Consider the following 14,204-nt stretch of genomic DNA (forward strand, 5'->3'; position numbering starts at 1 on the left):
ATGTAAATATATGGGAAAGGAGAACAGTATGCTGTACGCAGGAGTTGATATAGGGTCTACCACTTCAAAGGCCGCTCTTGTAGATGAGGATGGCCGGGAAGTGATGTTTACCACGATCATGACGGAGTTCAACCGCAATGCAAGCGGGGAGAAGGTCCTGCAGGACGTATTGGAGAAGGCGGACGCTTCCATAGAGGACGTTGCGTATATCGTGTCCACCGGCTATGGAAGAAAAGCATTTGAGCGGGCGGATAAAAATATTCCTGAGATCATTGCGCATGCGGTGGGAACCGAGTATGTATATCCCGGCGCCAGGACGATCATAGATATTGGCGGACAGGACAGCAAGGTCATTGAATTGGACGCGGGCGGCAATGTGGATAAGTTCGGGATGAATGACAAGTGCGCGGCCGGAACGGGACGATTTTTTGAAGTGCTGACACATCGGCTGCTGGGGGTAGAGATGGAGGAGCTTTCCGATCTGATCCTGAAGGCAACAAAGCCGGTGGAGATCAGCAGTATGTGTACCATTTTCGCAGAGTCGGAGATCATATCTCATCTGTCCCAGAATATTCCGGTTGAGGATATTGCGGCCGGAACGGGGATGTCTATTGCAAGAAGGATCATTGCTCAGGGCAAGGCGGCGAGAATCTCATTTCTGGAGCCCATCGTTTTTTCCGGCGGAGTCGCAAATAATAAGGGGATAGAGCGGATCTTTGCAAGGCTTCTGGAAAAAGAGGTCCATGCAATCGAAAAGCCCCAGTCCACAGCGGCTCTGGGGGCAGCGCTTCGTGCACGCAAGGAGTATCAGAAGGCGTAACCGGAGAATTATTCAAATACAGGCTCTTTCGGTTCGGGCCATGTACGGTTAGATGTGAAACCTGCGCAGTTGATTCTGCGTGGCGATAAAATCACTTAAGAAAAAGGAGGCAGACACAAGTGAGAGAAATTATGAAAGAATTGGACGCTCTTTCAAGAGGAAGAGTAAAAGAACTGATTCAGGCAAAGAAGGACGGAGCGAAGATCATCGAGTACAACGGAACCTATATTCCGGAAGAAATCATCCGCGCGGCAGGCGCCCAGACCTATCTCGCATTGAGAGGCGGGGAACCGGAGCCTACGGATGCGGTTCTGGACTATATGCTTCGTTTCATGAATCCTCTGGCACGGTCACTGGCCGGATTTATGCAGCTTGGGCTGGATCCGATCATGCCGATCAGCGACCTGCTGGTCACACAGCAGACCGACAATCACATCGGACGTATTACGGAGTTGCTGGAATTTAAGGGAATCAAAGTAAATAAGGTTGGCATCCCGGCAGACTGGAAAACAGACGGTGCGGACGCTTATTATGAGAGGTCTCTGCGTGAGATGATTGCGGAAGTAGAGGAAATCACAGGAAAGAAAGTGGACTGGGATGAGGCGAAGGCGAATTTTGAAAAGTCCAATCAGATCAATGAATGGCTGAGGAAGATCAATGACCTTCGGAAAAAAGACAATCCGCCCATCGGTCTGGATGATGTGATCCATCTTCATCACTATTCCTTTATCGTGGATCCGGATGTGATGCTGGAGAAGCTGGAGGCTATTTACGGCAAGCTGGCCGACGCGGAAGGCATCTTTGACGCCAATGCGCCCAGGCTTCTGTTTATCGGCCGTGCGGTTGCTATCGGGGATTACACGGTTCCGAGAATCTTTGAGCAGAGCGGCGGAGCCATTGTTGCAGAGTACTTTGACGAGGGCTACCGTGTACTGCAGAAGGATGTGGATATGGAAGGAGATCTGGTGCATAACTTTGCAAAGAACCGCTATGTAGATACACTGCCGCTGTCCGTAATGCAGCCCGGATGGAAGGAGAGGTACGCATATTTCAAACAGATGATCGAAGACTACAGGATCGAAGGAGTAGTATGGTATCAGCTCTGCTTTGATGAAATCTATGATATGGAATGTACCTGCCTTGCAAAATGGCTGGAGGAGAGTAAGGTTCCTATGCTCAAGCTGGAGTCTTCTTATGAGTATTCGAGAGAGTCTACAGGACCTCTTACAACAAGAATTGAGAGCTTCGTGGAAAGTGTTAAGGAGGGAAAATAAATGTCTAAGTGTGTAGAACTGAATAAAAAGCTTTTGGAACTTGCAGAGTTTCACGGGGAAGAGCTGGATGCATTTCTCCCCAGATGGATGGAAGCGACAGAGATCATCGGACTGTCCGATGAAAATGTAGAGTTTGCGATCAATGAATTTATTCCGACGAACTGGGATATTAAGTTCAAGGGCCTGCGGATGATGATCGGCGCTTTCTTGCGGGAGATCGTGGATCTTGTGGTCGGTGCGAGAGAGAAAAAGAAAGAAGGAAAGCCGGTTGTGTATGGAATCATCCCCTGCGTGCCCCTTTCCTATTACACCATGAAATCCGCACGTCCGGATATGTATGTGGGATTTCCGGATTTCCTGCTTGTAAATACCATCAATTCCTTCTTCCATAATGCGGCTCCGTATATCAATTATGCGGAGGAGATCGGTTTTACATATGGATGCCGCCACTGCCCGCTGAACAAGATGCGTGTATCCGCGTTTGCGAAAAAGATCCTGGTAGCGCCGAATGTCATCTGGAGCTGGGGAATGAACTGCGATGAAGGACCGAAGACCGATGAATTTATCCAGTGCCTGGTGGGAGAAGAGTGGACAGCCGTCGTATCACGTATTGCCCATGATACCAAGATCGACGAGACAGACTATGAGGATGAGGAACGAATCAAATATCTGTCAGGTGTATTTAAAGACGGTATCCGCCAGATCCACGAGCTTACGGGAATCGAGATCAATGAAACGGCTTTGAAGGATGCCCAGGCGAAGAACCTGAAGTATTCGTTTAAATACGGACAGCTTGTATCCCTTGTATGTAAGGCGGATCCGGTTCCGATCGGAGGAAATGCGCTGACCCAGTTCGCAATGCCGATGGTAACCGCGTTCAATAACGGATATACCTATATGGAGCCTGCAATCGATGTTCTGCTGCAGGAGATCCGCGCAGAGATCAAGGCTGGCAACGGCGTGACCCCGAAGGGCGCTCCGAAGCTAGGAAGCTATTTTGTACCGTTCTGTATTCCGTGGGTAGACAGACTGTTCCGTGAAAACGGCGTTGCGACTACATTCAGCGAGACCATGACTCCGAGCAAGAGCCAGATGTCGCCGCATAAGTATGCGACGGACATTTACTCCAGCTTTGCGGAAGAGTGGCTGCGGTTCCCGATGGGACAGAATATGGGATGCGAAGTAGAATCCATGGTGGAAAAGGTAAATGCAAATCAGCCTGATGGAATGCTGATGGGCTTCTTTGACTTTGACAGATGGCTGGGGGCACACCAGAAGATGTGTGCAGACCTGGTAGAAAAGAAAACCGGCGTTCCGCATTTCTATATGGAATCCGATTTCTGGGATGACCGTGATTATAGTGAAGAGGCGCTGCGTACCCGTATCGAAAGTATTTCTCAGCTTCTGTATATGAAGAAAGAGATGAAATAATACTGAATTTACTGAAAGGGGAGGCAACCGCATGCAGTGTGGTTGCCTCCCGGTGGGTAGTGAGGAATTTAAAAATCATATGGAGGAAAAAAATATGGCCATTGAGTTCAATGATGAGGTAAAAGCGCTGATGGAGGAAAGAGGAATCCAGGAGGCGGATGTGACAGAGGTTCTGGAATATGCGGAGACAGAGCAGAAGCTGTATGATGATGACAGCGGCCGCAGCCTTGGAAAGAAACGGCTCGGTGAATTTACGGTATATGCGGAGTATACAAAGGACGACAGCGGAAAGATCACTGTAGAGAATGCATACAGCCACAGAGTGAAGCTTACGGAAGACGGGGAATAGGAGGAAGGACCATGGCTCATTGGAAATGTAGTAAATGTAATATAGATATGGAAGAAGTCTTTGATATTGCGCTGATCTATGGGGAGGTAGACCTTCCTCCGGGAACCGGCTTCAGATGCCCCCAGTGCGGTGTGGAATACCTGGACGGGGATTATGTGGTAAATGAACTGGCATCGGCAGAGCAGATGCTGGAAGGAAAATAAAGATGGAACACAAACTGCCACTTGCCAAAGCATTTGAAATCAGACCCGAAAGGTACCGGCTTCTGGAAAAGGGGCTGCCGCATACTGCATGGAAGCCGGGCATGAAAATATTGGAAGCAGGATGCTCTGTGGGCGATGCGTCGGCATATCTTGCTTCAGGAAAAAAACTGGATATGACGGCATTCGATATCTCCGGGGAACTGATCCGCCAGGCAGAGGAGAAGCATGGAGGAGGAAAAAACAGGAAGCTCAGGTTTCTCTGTGCGGATGCCGCAGAGCTCCCGTTTGCGGACGGGAGTTTTGACGGGCTGTTCAGTGAATCCGCTTTCTCACCGGTGCCGAAAAAGAGAGAAGCACTGCGGGAATACTGCCGGGTATTGCGGCCGGGCGGGAGGCTTTTGATCCACGATTTTGTGATCCGAAACGGCGGGGAGGAGCTTCTCAGGGAAGAGGTGGTGCATATCCCCTGTTTTGCCGGTGTCCAGACAAGAGAGTGCTACGAGGATATGATGCAGAGGGCAGGGTTCCGGAGACTCCGCTATCAGGAAGAATACGGGGAGCTGATCCGGGTCACCCTGTGGCTGTGCAAGGTCTACGGGGTGGGGGTCGAGGAGATTGGCGGATACCTCAGTACGTATTTTCACAGCGGGGTACCCGGATGCGGAGGATGCGGCGAAACAGCGCAGAAGACAGATACCTTTTTTCAAAGGGCGGATCTGTCTTACTGTCAGATGATCTATGAAAAAATATAACGGCTCAGGACAGCGGACCTTAGACCCGTCTGCGATCCTGGGCAGTTTCAAAAATAGAAGGAGGGCTGCGGGATGTATGACTATGATGTGTTAAGTATTGGGGCTGGTTCCGGGGGATGTGCGTCTGCGATGCGGAGCGCGGATTTGGGAAAGAAAACAGGGCTGGTAGAGTACCGCAAAAATGGAACGGGAGGCACTTGTGTATCCAGGGGGTGTATTCCGACCAAGGTATTGCTGCAGTCGGCAAAGGTCTATTCGGAGGTCCTGGGGGCAAAGGAATATGGGATTGCCGTCTCGGACGCAAAACCGGATATGAGGGTGATCCATCAGAAAAAGATGATGGCTGTCAACAGCCTCAAATTCGGACTGGACAATATGCTGATCAAACCAAGGGGCATTGACAGGCTGCAGGGAAAGGCAAGGCTGATCGACGCGCACACGGTAGAGCTTGTGAACGGAGAGGAGAAGAAAACCGTTACGGCGGAAAATATCATCATTGCCACCGGAAGCGAGCCGGCCATGATCCCGGCGTTTCATATTGACAGAAAGAACATTATCACCAGCGACGAGGCACTGAATCTGCAGGAAATGCCGGAAGAACTGATCATAGTCGGAGCCGGGGCGCTGGGACTGGAATTTGCGGATATTTTTTCCACCTTTGGGTCCAAGGTCACGATCGTGGAAATGATGCCCCATGTCGTGCCGACCCTGAAGGATTCCGAGATTACCGGTGCGGTCAGTAAATATATGGAAAAGAATAGAATTACATTAAAATGCGGATCCGGCATCCAGACGATCCAGACACTGGAGAACGGAAGAGTGTGCTGCGAGCTTGCCAATGGAGAAAAGATTGAAGCGGACAAGGCACTGGTCGCGATCGGGCGGAGTCTGAATACGAAGGAGCTGAACCTGGAGGAGCTTGGTGTGGAAATGACTCCCAGGGGTCAGATCATAACAGACGATCAGATGCGCACATCCGTCCCCGGCATCTATGCGGTGGGAGACATCACGGCAGGGCCGCAGCTGTCCCATAAGGCGCAGAAACAGGGATTGATCGCCGCGGAGGTGATCGCAGGCAATGACGCGCATATGCGGTACGATGTGATCCCCTCGGCCATCTTTATCCATCCGGAGATCGCAATGGTCGGGATCACGGCGGATGAGGCAAAAGAGCAGGGAATCGAGACCCTGGTCGGGAAAATGCGGTTTTCCAGCAATGAGAAGGCAATGGCGATGCAGAAGACCACAGGGCTGATCAAAGTGACCGCCAGAAAAGAGGATCATAAGATCATCGGAGGACATATCTTCGGAGAGGATGCCTCTGTCCTGATCGAGGAGATTGCGACTGCGATCCAGAATGGACTGACCCTGGATGATGTGGCGGACAGCATCCATGCGCATCCGACGCTTTCGGAGATCGTCATGGAAACCTGTAAAAATGCGTTGGGCAAGGCATTTCACAAGTAAAGCAGAGGATGGCGGAGATGGGAAATATCGTACTGAAGGATGAAATTTTCGGGGCAGTCAAAGAAAAATGTCTGGCCCTGTTTGATGAAAAAAAGACGGATCTATACGAGATGGCCACAGAGCTGATGGATATCAGGGAAATCCCGATGCATTATCCCTACCATCATTATATTGTGCCTGCGGTCCTTCTCACGGCCTGCCATACGGCTGTGGGAGGAGAGCGTGAGGAGCTGGTCAAAAGACTGGATACCGCAGAGCAGCGGGCCAGAAATATCCTGGGCGGCTTCTGCGGATTCTACGGAGCCTGCGGGGCAGGCGTAGGCGTTGGAATCTTTTACAGCGTTTTTCGCGGGATCACCCCCTTGGCCAAGGAGGGATGGGCAGCAGCCAACCAGGCAACGGCAGACGCATTGGCCGCTATTGCAGGAGTGGAAGGGCCGCGCTGCTGTAAGCGCTGCTGCTTTCTGGCCCTGTATTCCGCGCAGAAGACCGCCCGGGAAAAGCTGGGGATCCGGCTTTCAATGCCGGAGCAGATCCGCTGCAGGTACAGTGACAGAAATCTGGACTGTAAGAAAGAAGCGTGTCCGTTCTTCCCTCAATAGAAAGCTTTTTTGAGTGTCAGCACATGCGTTTTCGAAGAAAGGAGGCACAGGATGCTGGTACCGATCGTCGTGCCAAGAGAATTGATGCCCTGTAAGATTCCGGGATTCGAGTGTGAATGTCAGAACCGTCCAGTGGACACGGCGGCAGAATCCCTGATGGTGTTCTGGAATGCAGAGGAAGGGGATCTGGTAGAGGAAGGGGACACATTGTGCTCCTTTGAAGTGCAGAAGAGGGTGCTGGAGATTCATGCGCCCTGCACGGGAATCCTGCGGGAAATCTGTTATGAAGACGAAAGCATTGTAGGATATCAGGATATTCTGGGATACATTCTGCGGCAGGAATAAAAGAGAAAGAGCAGAGAACCAGGACGGGCCTGTCCGGCGGATAAGGGGAAAGCAAAATGGATACAAAAGATCGTTATCTGGAATTTTTAACACTGCTGCAGTTCCCGGACGCAGATAAGGAGCGGCCGTATCTGGTCCGGGTATGCGAAAGGTTCGGCGTGACAGAGGAGGCTCTTGGAAGGTGCTGTGAGGAGCATCTCCCAAAATATTTTCACATGGAGTTATCCGGCGTCAGGTCGCTTCTGCGTCTGTATGTCAGGGAATGGATCGGCTATGAGCATCTGCGGGAGGAGCCTTGCGTGAAAATCTATTATAATGTCCCCGGGACCAATACGGGGATGTACTGGCTGAGAGATTCCCTGCGGGAGGCCGGGCTGCAGGCGGAAGTCTGTACGCCGGATCTGGTTGTGATGGTCGTCCTGTACGGGATCATTGGTCTGGAGGAAAAGCTGGCGGTATCCAACGGCTGCCGGCATTGCGGGGTGAATCTGATGCGGGGGCTTTTGAGTGAAAAACAGCTGGTTCCCCGTCCGGATATCCGCTGGTCCTACGGCCTGCTGTGCAACGAGGCGCCCAAGCAGGATGCAATGCTGGAGGATGAGGAGCCGGAAACCATGCATATCCTTATCCAAAAGCCCACAAAAAGCGGATGCCAGAAGGAGCATCTGCAACGGCAGCTGAAGTACGGATTTGCGCAGATCAGGGAGCGGTATCCGATCGGGGAAAATGAAGCGCTCTACAAGAAGATAAAAATGAAGCGCTTTATGCTGGCAATGCGCAGGGAGCAGATCTTAAGATCTCTCAATCGAACGGCAGAGTTTGTGATCGGAAACGAAGAGGTAGGACTGATCGAAACTCTGCTTCTGGCATCTTTTAGAACCGATATGGAAGAGATCGCGGAGCTTCTGGCGGAGCTTCTGAAGGAAATGCAGGAGAGCGTATCCGCAAAGAAAGCCTGTCGGCCCATGAAATACCGGTATGCGGTTTATTATACGCCGGTATGCAATCCGGAATACGCAAAACTTATGGAGGACTATGGGATCGGACTTCTGAACCATACGGCTTTTGCAAGTACAGCGGTGGCTATCCGGGGAAGGGATGCCCTGGAAGACATGGCGATGGAATGTATGGGGATGCTGATCGGAAAGGATCTTATGGAGGAAGCCGAAAAGATCTGTGAGATCATTGAAAAAAAAAGCCTGGACGGACTGGTCCTGGGCATGTTTCCATTCGACCGCTGGATGGGGGCGCTGCAGAACCTCCTGCAGAAGGTGGTGGAAGAACGGACAGGGAAGCATGTGCTGATGTATGAAACGGATTTCTGGAATCAGGAGGTTTTCACGGGAGACAGGATGGAGAGCGTGGTTGAGACACTGGTGTTGAGCAGGGACGTATAAGAGGATATGAAAAGGCTGTTATGAAAACGATCATAAATGAGACACAGAGCCTGTGCCCGGAATGTCTGAGAAAAATTCCGGCCCGGCATATCGAAGAGGATGGGAAGGTATTTCTGGAAAAGGAATGCCCGGAACATGGAAGCTATCAGGTGCTGGTATGGAGCGACGCAGAGCAGTACAGGGAATGGATGGAGCAGTCCGTACATGCGGAACCGTGCCGAACCGGTCCGGAGATGAAAATGGACTGCCCACTGGACTGCGGATTGTGCAGGGAGCATGAAGGAAAGACCTGCACGGCTGTATTGGAGATCACGTATCGCTGCAATATGGAATGCGAAGTCTGTTTTGCGGATACAAAAAAGGCGAGGTATGAACCGGGGCTTGCGGAAATCAAAAGGATGTACGAGACCGCATACCGAAACGGCGGGGACTGCTCCATTCAGCTCAGCGGAGGGGAGCCTACAGTCAGAGCGGATCTCCCGGAGATCCTGCGGATGGGGAAAGGGATGGGATTTTCCCATATCCAGGTGAATACCAACGGGATCCGGATCGCAAAAGACCTGGAATACCTGCGGGAGTTGAAAGCAGCGGGCGCTGATTTGATCTATCTGCAGTTTGACAGCCTGAGGGATGAGGTATACCGGGAGATACGGGGAAAAAATTTGTTGGATGTCAAGCTGCAGGCGGTTGCCAATTGTGAGCAGGCAAGCATCGGGGTCATCCTGGTGCCGGTTCTGGTAAAAGGGCTCAATGACAGGGAGGCCGGAGACCTGATCGTGTATGCCAGGAAGCATATGCCGATCGTGAAAGGAGTCCATTTCCAGCCCATCAGTTATTTTGGAAGATATCCCAACGATCATGGAAGCCTGATCTGGGACCGCATGAACCTGTCGGATGTGCTCCACTGCCTGATCAGCCAGACGGGCGGTGAGATGAAGGAAAAGGATTTTGTGCCGAGGAAACGATACGATGCACACTGTGCATTCAGCGCACTGTACTATCTGGAGGAGGATGGGCGGCTAAAGCCGATCACGGAAAATGTGCAGAATCAGCAGATTCCGGAGGGCACCGATTTTGCCAGGAGGGCCAATGCATATACGAATCAGCACTGGAAGCTCCAGGATGAGGGATCACTGCCTGCGGACAGAAGCTCAGATGCGGCGCCGGGACAGACTGGGAGAAGATCCATGAAGGATTTTATCAGACGTCTGAAGCATTATACACTGTCGATCAGCGGAATGGGATTTCAGGACGCATATAATATCGACATCGGAAGGCTGAAGGGCTGCTGCGTGCATGTGATCACATCTGACGGGCGGGCCGTTCCGCTGTGCGCATTTCACCTGACAAGCCTGAAAGGAAGGCGGTTGTATAAAAATGAGTAAACTATTGAGTTATACACTCAGTGTCTGTCCTTACTGCCTGAAAGAGATCCCGGCGAAGATGACAGCAGAGCAGGGGGCGGTCTATATGGAGAAATCCTGTCCGGAGCACGGAAGCATGAAGACGCTCATCTGGGAGGATTCCCCGGAAAACTATCTGAAATGGCTGGAAGACGGCGGAATCCGCACGGAGGACCTTCCCAGGTCCGAGGAGGAAGTCTATGAGCAGATGCGCGAGGGAGAGTTTGCCGGATGTGCTCAGGTGCAGCCTTGTTCCGCCGCTCTGATGACCACAAACCGCTGCAATATGAACTGTCCGGTCTGCTTTACCAGAAAGAAAGGAGATCCATGCTATGAGCCCACGGTTGATGCTTGCAGAGCGCAGCTTGCGTTTTACCGGGCCCATGCAGGAGAGGACGGGCTGGTGGAGCTTTGCGGCGGGGAGCCTACGGTGCGGGAGGACCTGCCGGAGATCGCGGAGGCGGCCAGGGCACTGGGCTTTTCTTATGTGCAGCTGAATACGAACGGGCTGCGGCTGAGTGAAAGCACGGAGTACTGCCAGGTATTGAAGGACAGCGGGGTGACAACGGTATACCTTGGCTTTGACGGGATTCGGGAAGGGGCTTATACGACGAAATACGGAAGAAATCTGTTTGACGAAAAGAGAAGGGCCGTTGAAAACTGTGCAAAAGCAGGGCTGGCGGTGGTGCTGGTGCCCTGCGTGATCCCGGGGAGCAATGACGATCAGCTGGGAGAGATCATCCGTTTTGCGAAAGGCTATATGCCTGCGGTGCGGGGCGTATATTTTCAGCCGGTCAGTTATTTTGGAATCTATCCGGAAGGGGAAAATCCCAGGATCACGATCCCAGAAGTGATCCGCAGGCTGGAAGCGCAGACAGAAGGCGAGGTGAAGAACCAGGACTTTCTGCCCGGGGCATACGAACATGCGGCATGCACCTTCCAGGGAATCTTTCTGTGTGACGGAGATGGAAGGATGCGTTCTTTAAACCGAAGGATGAGACGGGAAAAAAGGACGGACGGATACAGGAGTATTCGAAAATCTACGAAATTGCTGTGGCTTCCAGGGGATCAGAGGATGATCAGTATTGGGGGGATGGCGTTTCAGGACGCATGGAATCTGGATCTTCTGAGGATCAGAAGATGTTCCGTACAGATCATTGGAAGGGATCGGCAGATGCGCCCGCTCTGTACAAAATATCTGAGCGATATATACGGGAATAAGCTGTGTCCTGGGATTGCGTAGAGGAGTATTCCCGGAAACCCATCTGCAAAGACAGGGGCAGGGAAGTTTTGGGGAGAGCGCTAAAGGAGAAAGAGATGATCATTACATTTGAACAAGGACTGTATGAGCTCTGTGCCGGAAGGATCGGACAGGATGAGGAGTATCGGAGGCTCCATCCGGGCCGGGACGGTGAAGCGGATGAAAACATATTTCAGGAATACAGGACATTTCAGCTTCAAAGGACGATCCGGCATGTCTATGAACACAGTCCATTTTACAGAAAACAATTTGACCGATATGGGATCATACCGGATGAGATCCGGGAGTTCCGGGATCTGGAAAGACTTCCGTTTACCCGGCCGGAGGATCTAAGGGGATCGGGCTATGGCCTTCTGTGCGTTTCACAGCGGGATGTAGAACGTCCGGTTACATTTTACAGCTCGGGCACCACCGGCATCCGGAAAAGGATCTATTTTTCGAAGTCAGATATACGGCATATTACAGACTTTATCGGAATAGCCATGAATACCATTGCGGATACGGAGAATACCAGGATTCTGAGCATGATCACAAATTCCGAGGGAAGAGGGGCCTCAGAGCTCTTTGCAAGGAGTGTGCGTTCCCGGGGAATGGATGCGGTCGTGGGGGATATGGCGGCATCGTCGGAGGACTTGCTGGCCTTATCTGTTTCCCATCGGTGCAATGTCTGGTTCGGAGATATCACGACCATGTACCGCATCGCAAAAGAGATGGAGGATCAGGCAGATCTGGGAAGCCTGGGCATGAAGCTTCTGTTTGTGACAATGGGACATATATCGAAGCCCATGAGAATGTATATGGAGCGTACATTTGCGTGTAAGGTGATCGCCCACTACGGGCTGACGGAGGTGGGCTGGGGATTTGCCATTGAGTGCGGGAGATGCGGCGGATACCATTACAATGAGCTGGACGTCTATACGGAGGTGATCGATCCGATAACCGGAAGCAGGGTCCAGGACGGAACAGTAGGGGAATTGACATATACCACCATCGGAAGAGATGCCATGCCGCTGATCCGTTATCGAAGCGGGGATATGGCATACTGCAGGGACTCCGGATGCGGCCAGAGGCTGCGGGTCATTGGACCGATCATGAGAAGGCTTGAGGGTGCGTTCGAGACGAAGGCGGGAAACCTGGTGTATCCGGCCATGCTGGAAGAGGTGATCTATTCCGTCGATGAAATTGAGGATTACAGGCCCTATATAGACGGAAATCAGCTGGTCCTGTATGCAGAGCTCAGCAGGGAAAGCGAATCTGTCAGAGAGCGGCTTATGGAACGGCTGGAAACGCTTCCGGAGCTGAGCGGCATGGAACGCCCCCGGATCGAGCTGCTTCCCTCCGGGACGCTGAGGAAATTTTGTTTTGAAAAGAAGCATATCCAGGAGATCGGGAGGGCGGTAGAAATATGGCAGGAGTAATACCCCGGGAGATCGTAGACGCGATCACGGATTGCTGCAGGGGATGTGAAAGCACGGATGCGGTGCGTATTGCAGACCGGCTCATGGAACTGGAAGAGGTCCGCATGCACGGGCCGGAGCATCATTATCTGACAGCGGCCGCGATCCTGACGGCATACTGTAATTTTTATCATATGGAAAAGAAAAGCATTCTGGTAAAGGCATATGTCAGAACCAATATCATCCCGGTAGGAGTCTGTGCGATGTACGGCTGCTGCGGAGCATTGATGGGAGCAGGGGCTGCGGCCGGAATCCTTCTCTTAGCACATCCATTTTCCGCGGGAGACCTGCGAACGGTGAATCAGATTACGGCAGACATCCAGAGCCGGCTGGCAGAGTACGGGGGCCCGCGGTGCTGTAAAAGAGCCGTGCGGATCTCCGTATACGAGGCGGTACAGGGAATGAACCGGTATATGGGCTGCCGGCTTCCTGCTGCCATGCTGGACTGTACATTCTACCCGGGAAATAAGGGCTGCATGGGAAAAAAGTGTGAGTTTTTTGTCCCGGGATAAGGGACGCGGATCGGGAGGCCGGTATGGTGGAAAAGCTGACTTATATTGAGAGCGGGGATATATCGCCCTATTACAATCTGGCATTGGAGAAGTATCTGCTCCTTCACTGCCGGAAGGGGGAGTGCATCCTGTACCTGTGGAGGAACCGGTGTACCGTAGTGGTGGGCAGAAACCAGAACGTATGGAAGGAATGCCGGGTTGAGCTGCTGGAGGAAGAGGATGTCTGCCTGGCCCGCAGATTGTCGGGGGGCGGCGCGGTCTATCAGGATCTGGGAAATCTGAACTTCACGTTTCTGATGAAAAGAGAGGATTATGATGTGGAGCGTCAGACCCGGGTGATTCTGAATGCGTCGGAGCGGCTTGGCGTCCATGCCTCCAAGTCCGGACGGAATGATATCCTTGCCGAAGGGAAAAAGTTTTCCGGACATGCGTATTATGAATGCGGGGATTCCTGTTATCACCATGGGACGCTGATGGTCTGTGTGGATCTGGATCGATTGTCCCGCTACCTGACGGTATCTGAAGAGAAGCTGAGATTAAAAGGCATTGATTCGGTTCGGGCGCGGGTGATGAATCTGAAAGACCTGGTTCCGGAGCTGACCACAGGTAGCCTGAAAAGAAACGTACTGGAGGCATGTGAAGAAATATATGGGCTGAGGGCAGTACGGATGGAAATGCAGGAGCTCGACCAGAAGGCGATTGCGGGGGAGCAGGAACGGTTCGCGTCCGCAAACTGGATTTTTGGAAAAAATTGATTTTTTAACCATGGATCCTCAGGATTCCTGTAAGAATTTCTGAGGATAGTAGTTGTATTTTTTCTGCAAATAGGTTATAATCCCGTTTTCGACACTTGTGAACTAAAAAAATCCGATAATCCTTATAAATACTGGGGTTATCGGATTTTTCCTTGTAAATAAATGTTGTATGTGAA

15 protein-coding genes are annotated in these 14,204 nt (G+C 51.8%); all 15 read left to right on the forward strand.

Annotation, left to right across the window (positions count from 1 at the left end):
* The first annotated feature begins 28 nt into the window (after positions 1–28).
* The 15 genes from ACTOY7_RS14625 (at position 29) to lplA (ending at position 14,028) form a co-directional block, all read left to right on the forward strand.
* Entirely contained in the window at positions 29–820 is a 792-nt protein-coding gene (locus ACTOY7_RS14625) for an acyl-CoA dehydratase activase (protein WP_394683496.1), read from the forward strand.
* A gap of 119 nt (positions 821–939) precedes the next feature.
* Positions 940–2,094: a 2-hydroxyacyl-CoA dehydratase subunit D gene (locus tag ACTOY7_RS14630; protein WP_482672205.1), complete on the forward strand. Its 1,155-nt coding sequence runs from the start codon at positions 940–942 to the stop codon at positions 2,092–2,094.
* On the forward strand, positions 2,095–3,525 hold the full coding sequence (locus ACTOY7_RS14635) for a 2-hydroxyacyl-CoA dehydratase (RefSeq protein WP_394683155.1): 1,431 nt from the start codon (positions 2,095–2,097) through the stop codon (positions 3,523–3,525).
* Between the two features lie 31 nt (positions 3,526–3,556).
* Complete coding sequence (locus tag ACTOY7_RS14640; RefSeq protein ID WP_394683154.1) at positions 3,557–3,874, forward strand: hypothetical protein; 318 nt, start codon at positions 3,557–3,559, stop codon at positions 3,872–3,874.
* 11 nt (positions 3,875–3,885) lie between these two features.
* The gene (locus ACTOY7_RS14645) at positions 3,886–4,077 is read left to right on the forward strand and encodes a DUF7479 domain-containing protein (protein ID WP_394683153.1); all 192 of its coding nucleotides are present in this window, start codon (positions 3,886–3,888) and stop codon (positions 4,075–4,077) included.
* Positions 4,078–4,079: 2 nt separating this feature from the next.
* Positions 4,080–4,829: a class I SAM-dependent methyltransferase gene (locus ACTOY7_RS14650; RefSeq protein ID WP_482671938.1), complete on the forward strand. Its 750-nt coding sequence runs from the start codon at positions 4,080–4,082 to the stop codon at positions 4,827–4,829.
* Positions 4,830–4,901: 72 nt separating this feature from the next.
* A complete protein-coding gene (lpdA, locus tag ACTOY7_RS14655; RefSeq protein ID WP_394682732.1) occupies positions 4,902–6,296 on the forward strand; it encodes a dihydrolipoyl dehydrogenase in 1,395 nt (464 codons plus the stop codon).
* Positions 6,297–6,313: 17 nt separating this feature from the next.
* The gene (locus ACTOY7_RS14660) at positions 6,314–6,898 is read left to right on the forward strand and encodes a DUF5714 domain-containing protein (RefSeq protein WP_394682731.1); all 585 of its coding nucleotides are present in this window, start codon (positions 6,314–6,316) and stop codon (positions 6,896–6,898) included.
* A gap of 51 nt (positions 6,899–6,949) precedes the next feature.
* Positions 6,950–7,243 carry a lipoyl domain-containing protein gene (locus ACTOY7_RS14665; protein WP_394682730.1) on the forward strand — a complete coding sequence of 98 codons (294 nt, stop codon included), beginning with the start codon at positions 6,950–6,952 and terminating at the stop codon, positions 7,241–7,243.
* 56 nt (positions 7,244–7,299) lie between these two features.
* Complete coding sequence (locus ACTOY7_RS14670) at positions 7,300–8,640, forward strand: 2-hydroxyacyl-CoA dehydratase family protein (RefSeq protein WP_482671833.1); 1,341 nt, start codon at positions 7,300–7,302, stop codon at positions 8,638–8,640.
* 20 nt (positions 8,641–8,660) lie between these two features.
* Positions 8,661–10,025 carry a radical SAM (seleno)protein TrsS gene (gene trsS / locus ACTOY7_RS14675; protein ID WP_394682728.1) on the forward strand — a complete coding sequence of 455 codons (1,365 nt, stop codon included), beginning with the start codon at positions 8,661–8,663 and terminating at the stop codon, positions 10,023–10,025.
* Complete coding sequence (locus ACTOY7_RS14680) at positions 10,018–11,286, forward strand: radical SAM protein (RefSeq protein WP_394682727.1); 1,269 nt, start codon at positions 10,018–10,020, stop codon at positions 11,284–11,286. The genes trsS and ACTOY7_RS14680 overlap by 8 nt, the downstream gene beginning before the upstream one ends.
* Before the next feature lie 74 nt (positions 11,287–11,360).
* On the forward strand, positions 11,361–12,722 hold the full coding sequence (locus tag ACTOY7_RS14685; protein WP_482671834.1) for a DVU_1553 family AMP-dependent CoA ligase: 1,362 nt from the start codon (positions 11,361–11,363) through the stop codon (positions 12,720–12,722).
* Positions 12,710–13,273: a DUF5714 domain-containing protein gene (locus ACTOY7_RS14690; protein ID WP_394682725.1), complete on the forward strand. Its 564-nt coding sequence runs from the start codon at positions 12,710–12,712 to the stop codon at positions 13,271–13,273. The genes ACTOY7_RS14685 and ACTOY7_RS14690 overlap by 13 nt, the downstream gene beginning before the upstream one ends.
* A 23-nt stretch (positions 13,274–13,296) precedes the next feature.
* A complete protein-coding gene (lplA, locus tag ACTOY7_RS14695) occupies positions 13,297–14,028 on the forward strand; it encodes a lipoate--protein ligase (protein WP_394682724.1) in 732 nt (243 codons plus the stop codon).
* Positions 14,029–14,204 lie beyond the last annotated feature (176 nt).

Source organism: Schaedlerella sp. (assembly GCF_056796775.1).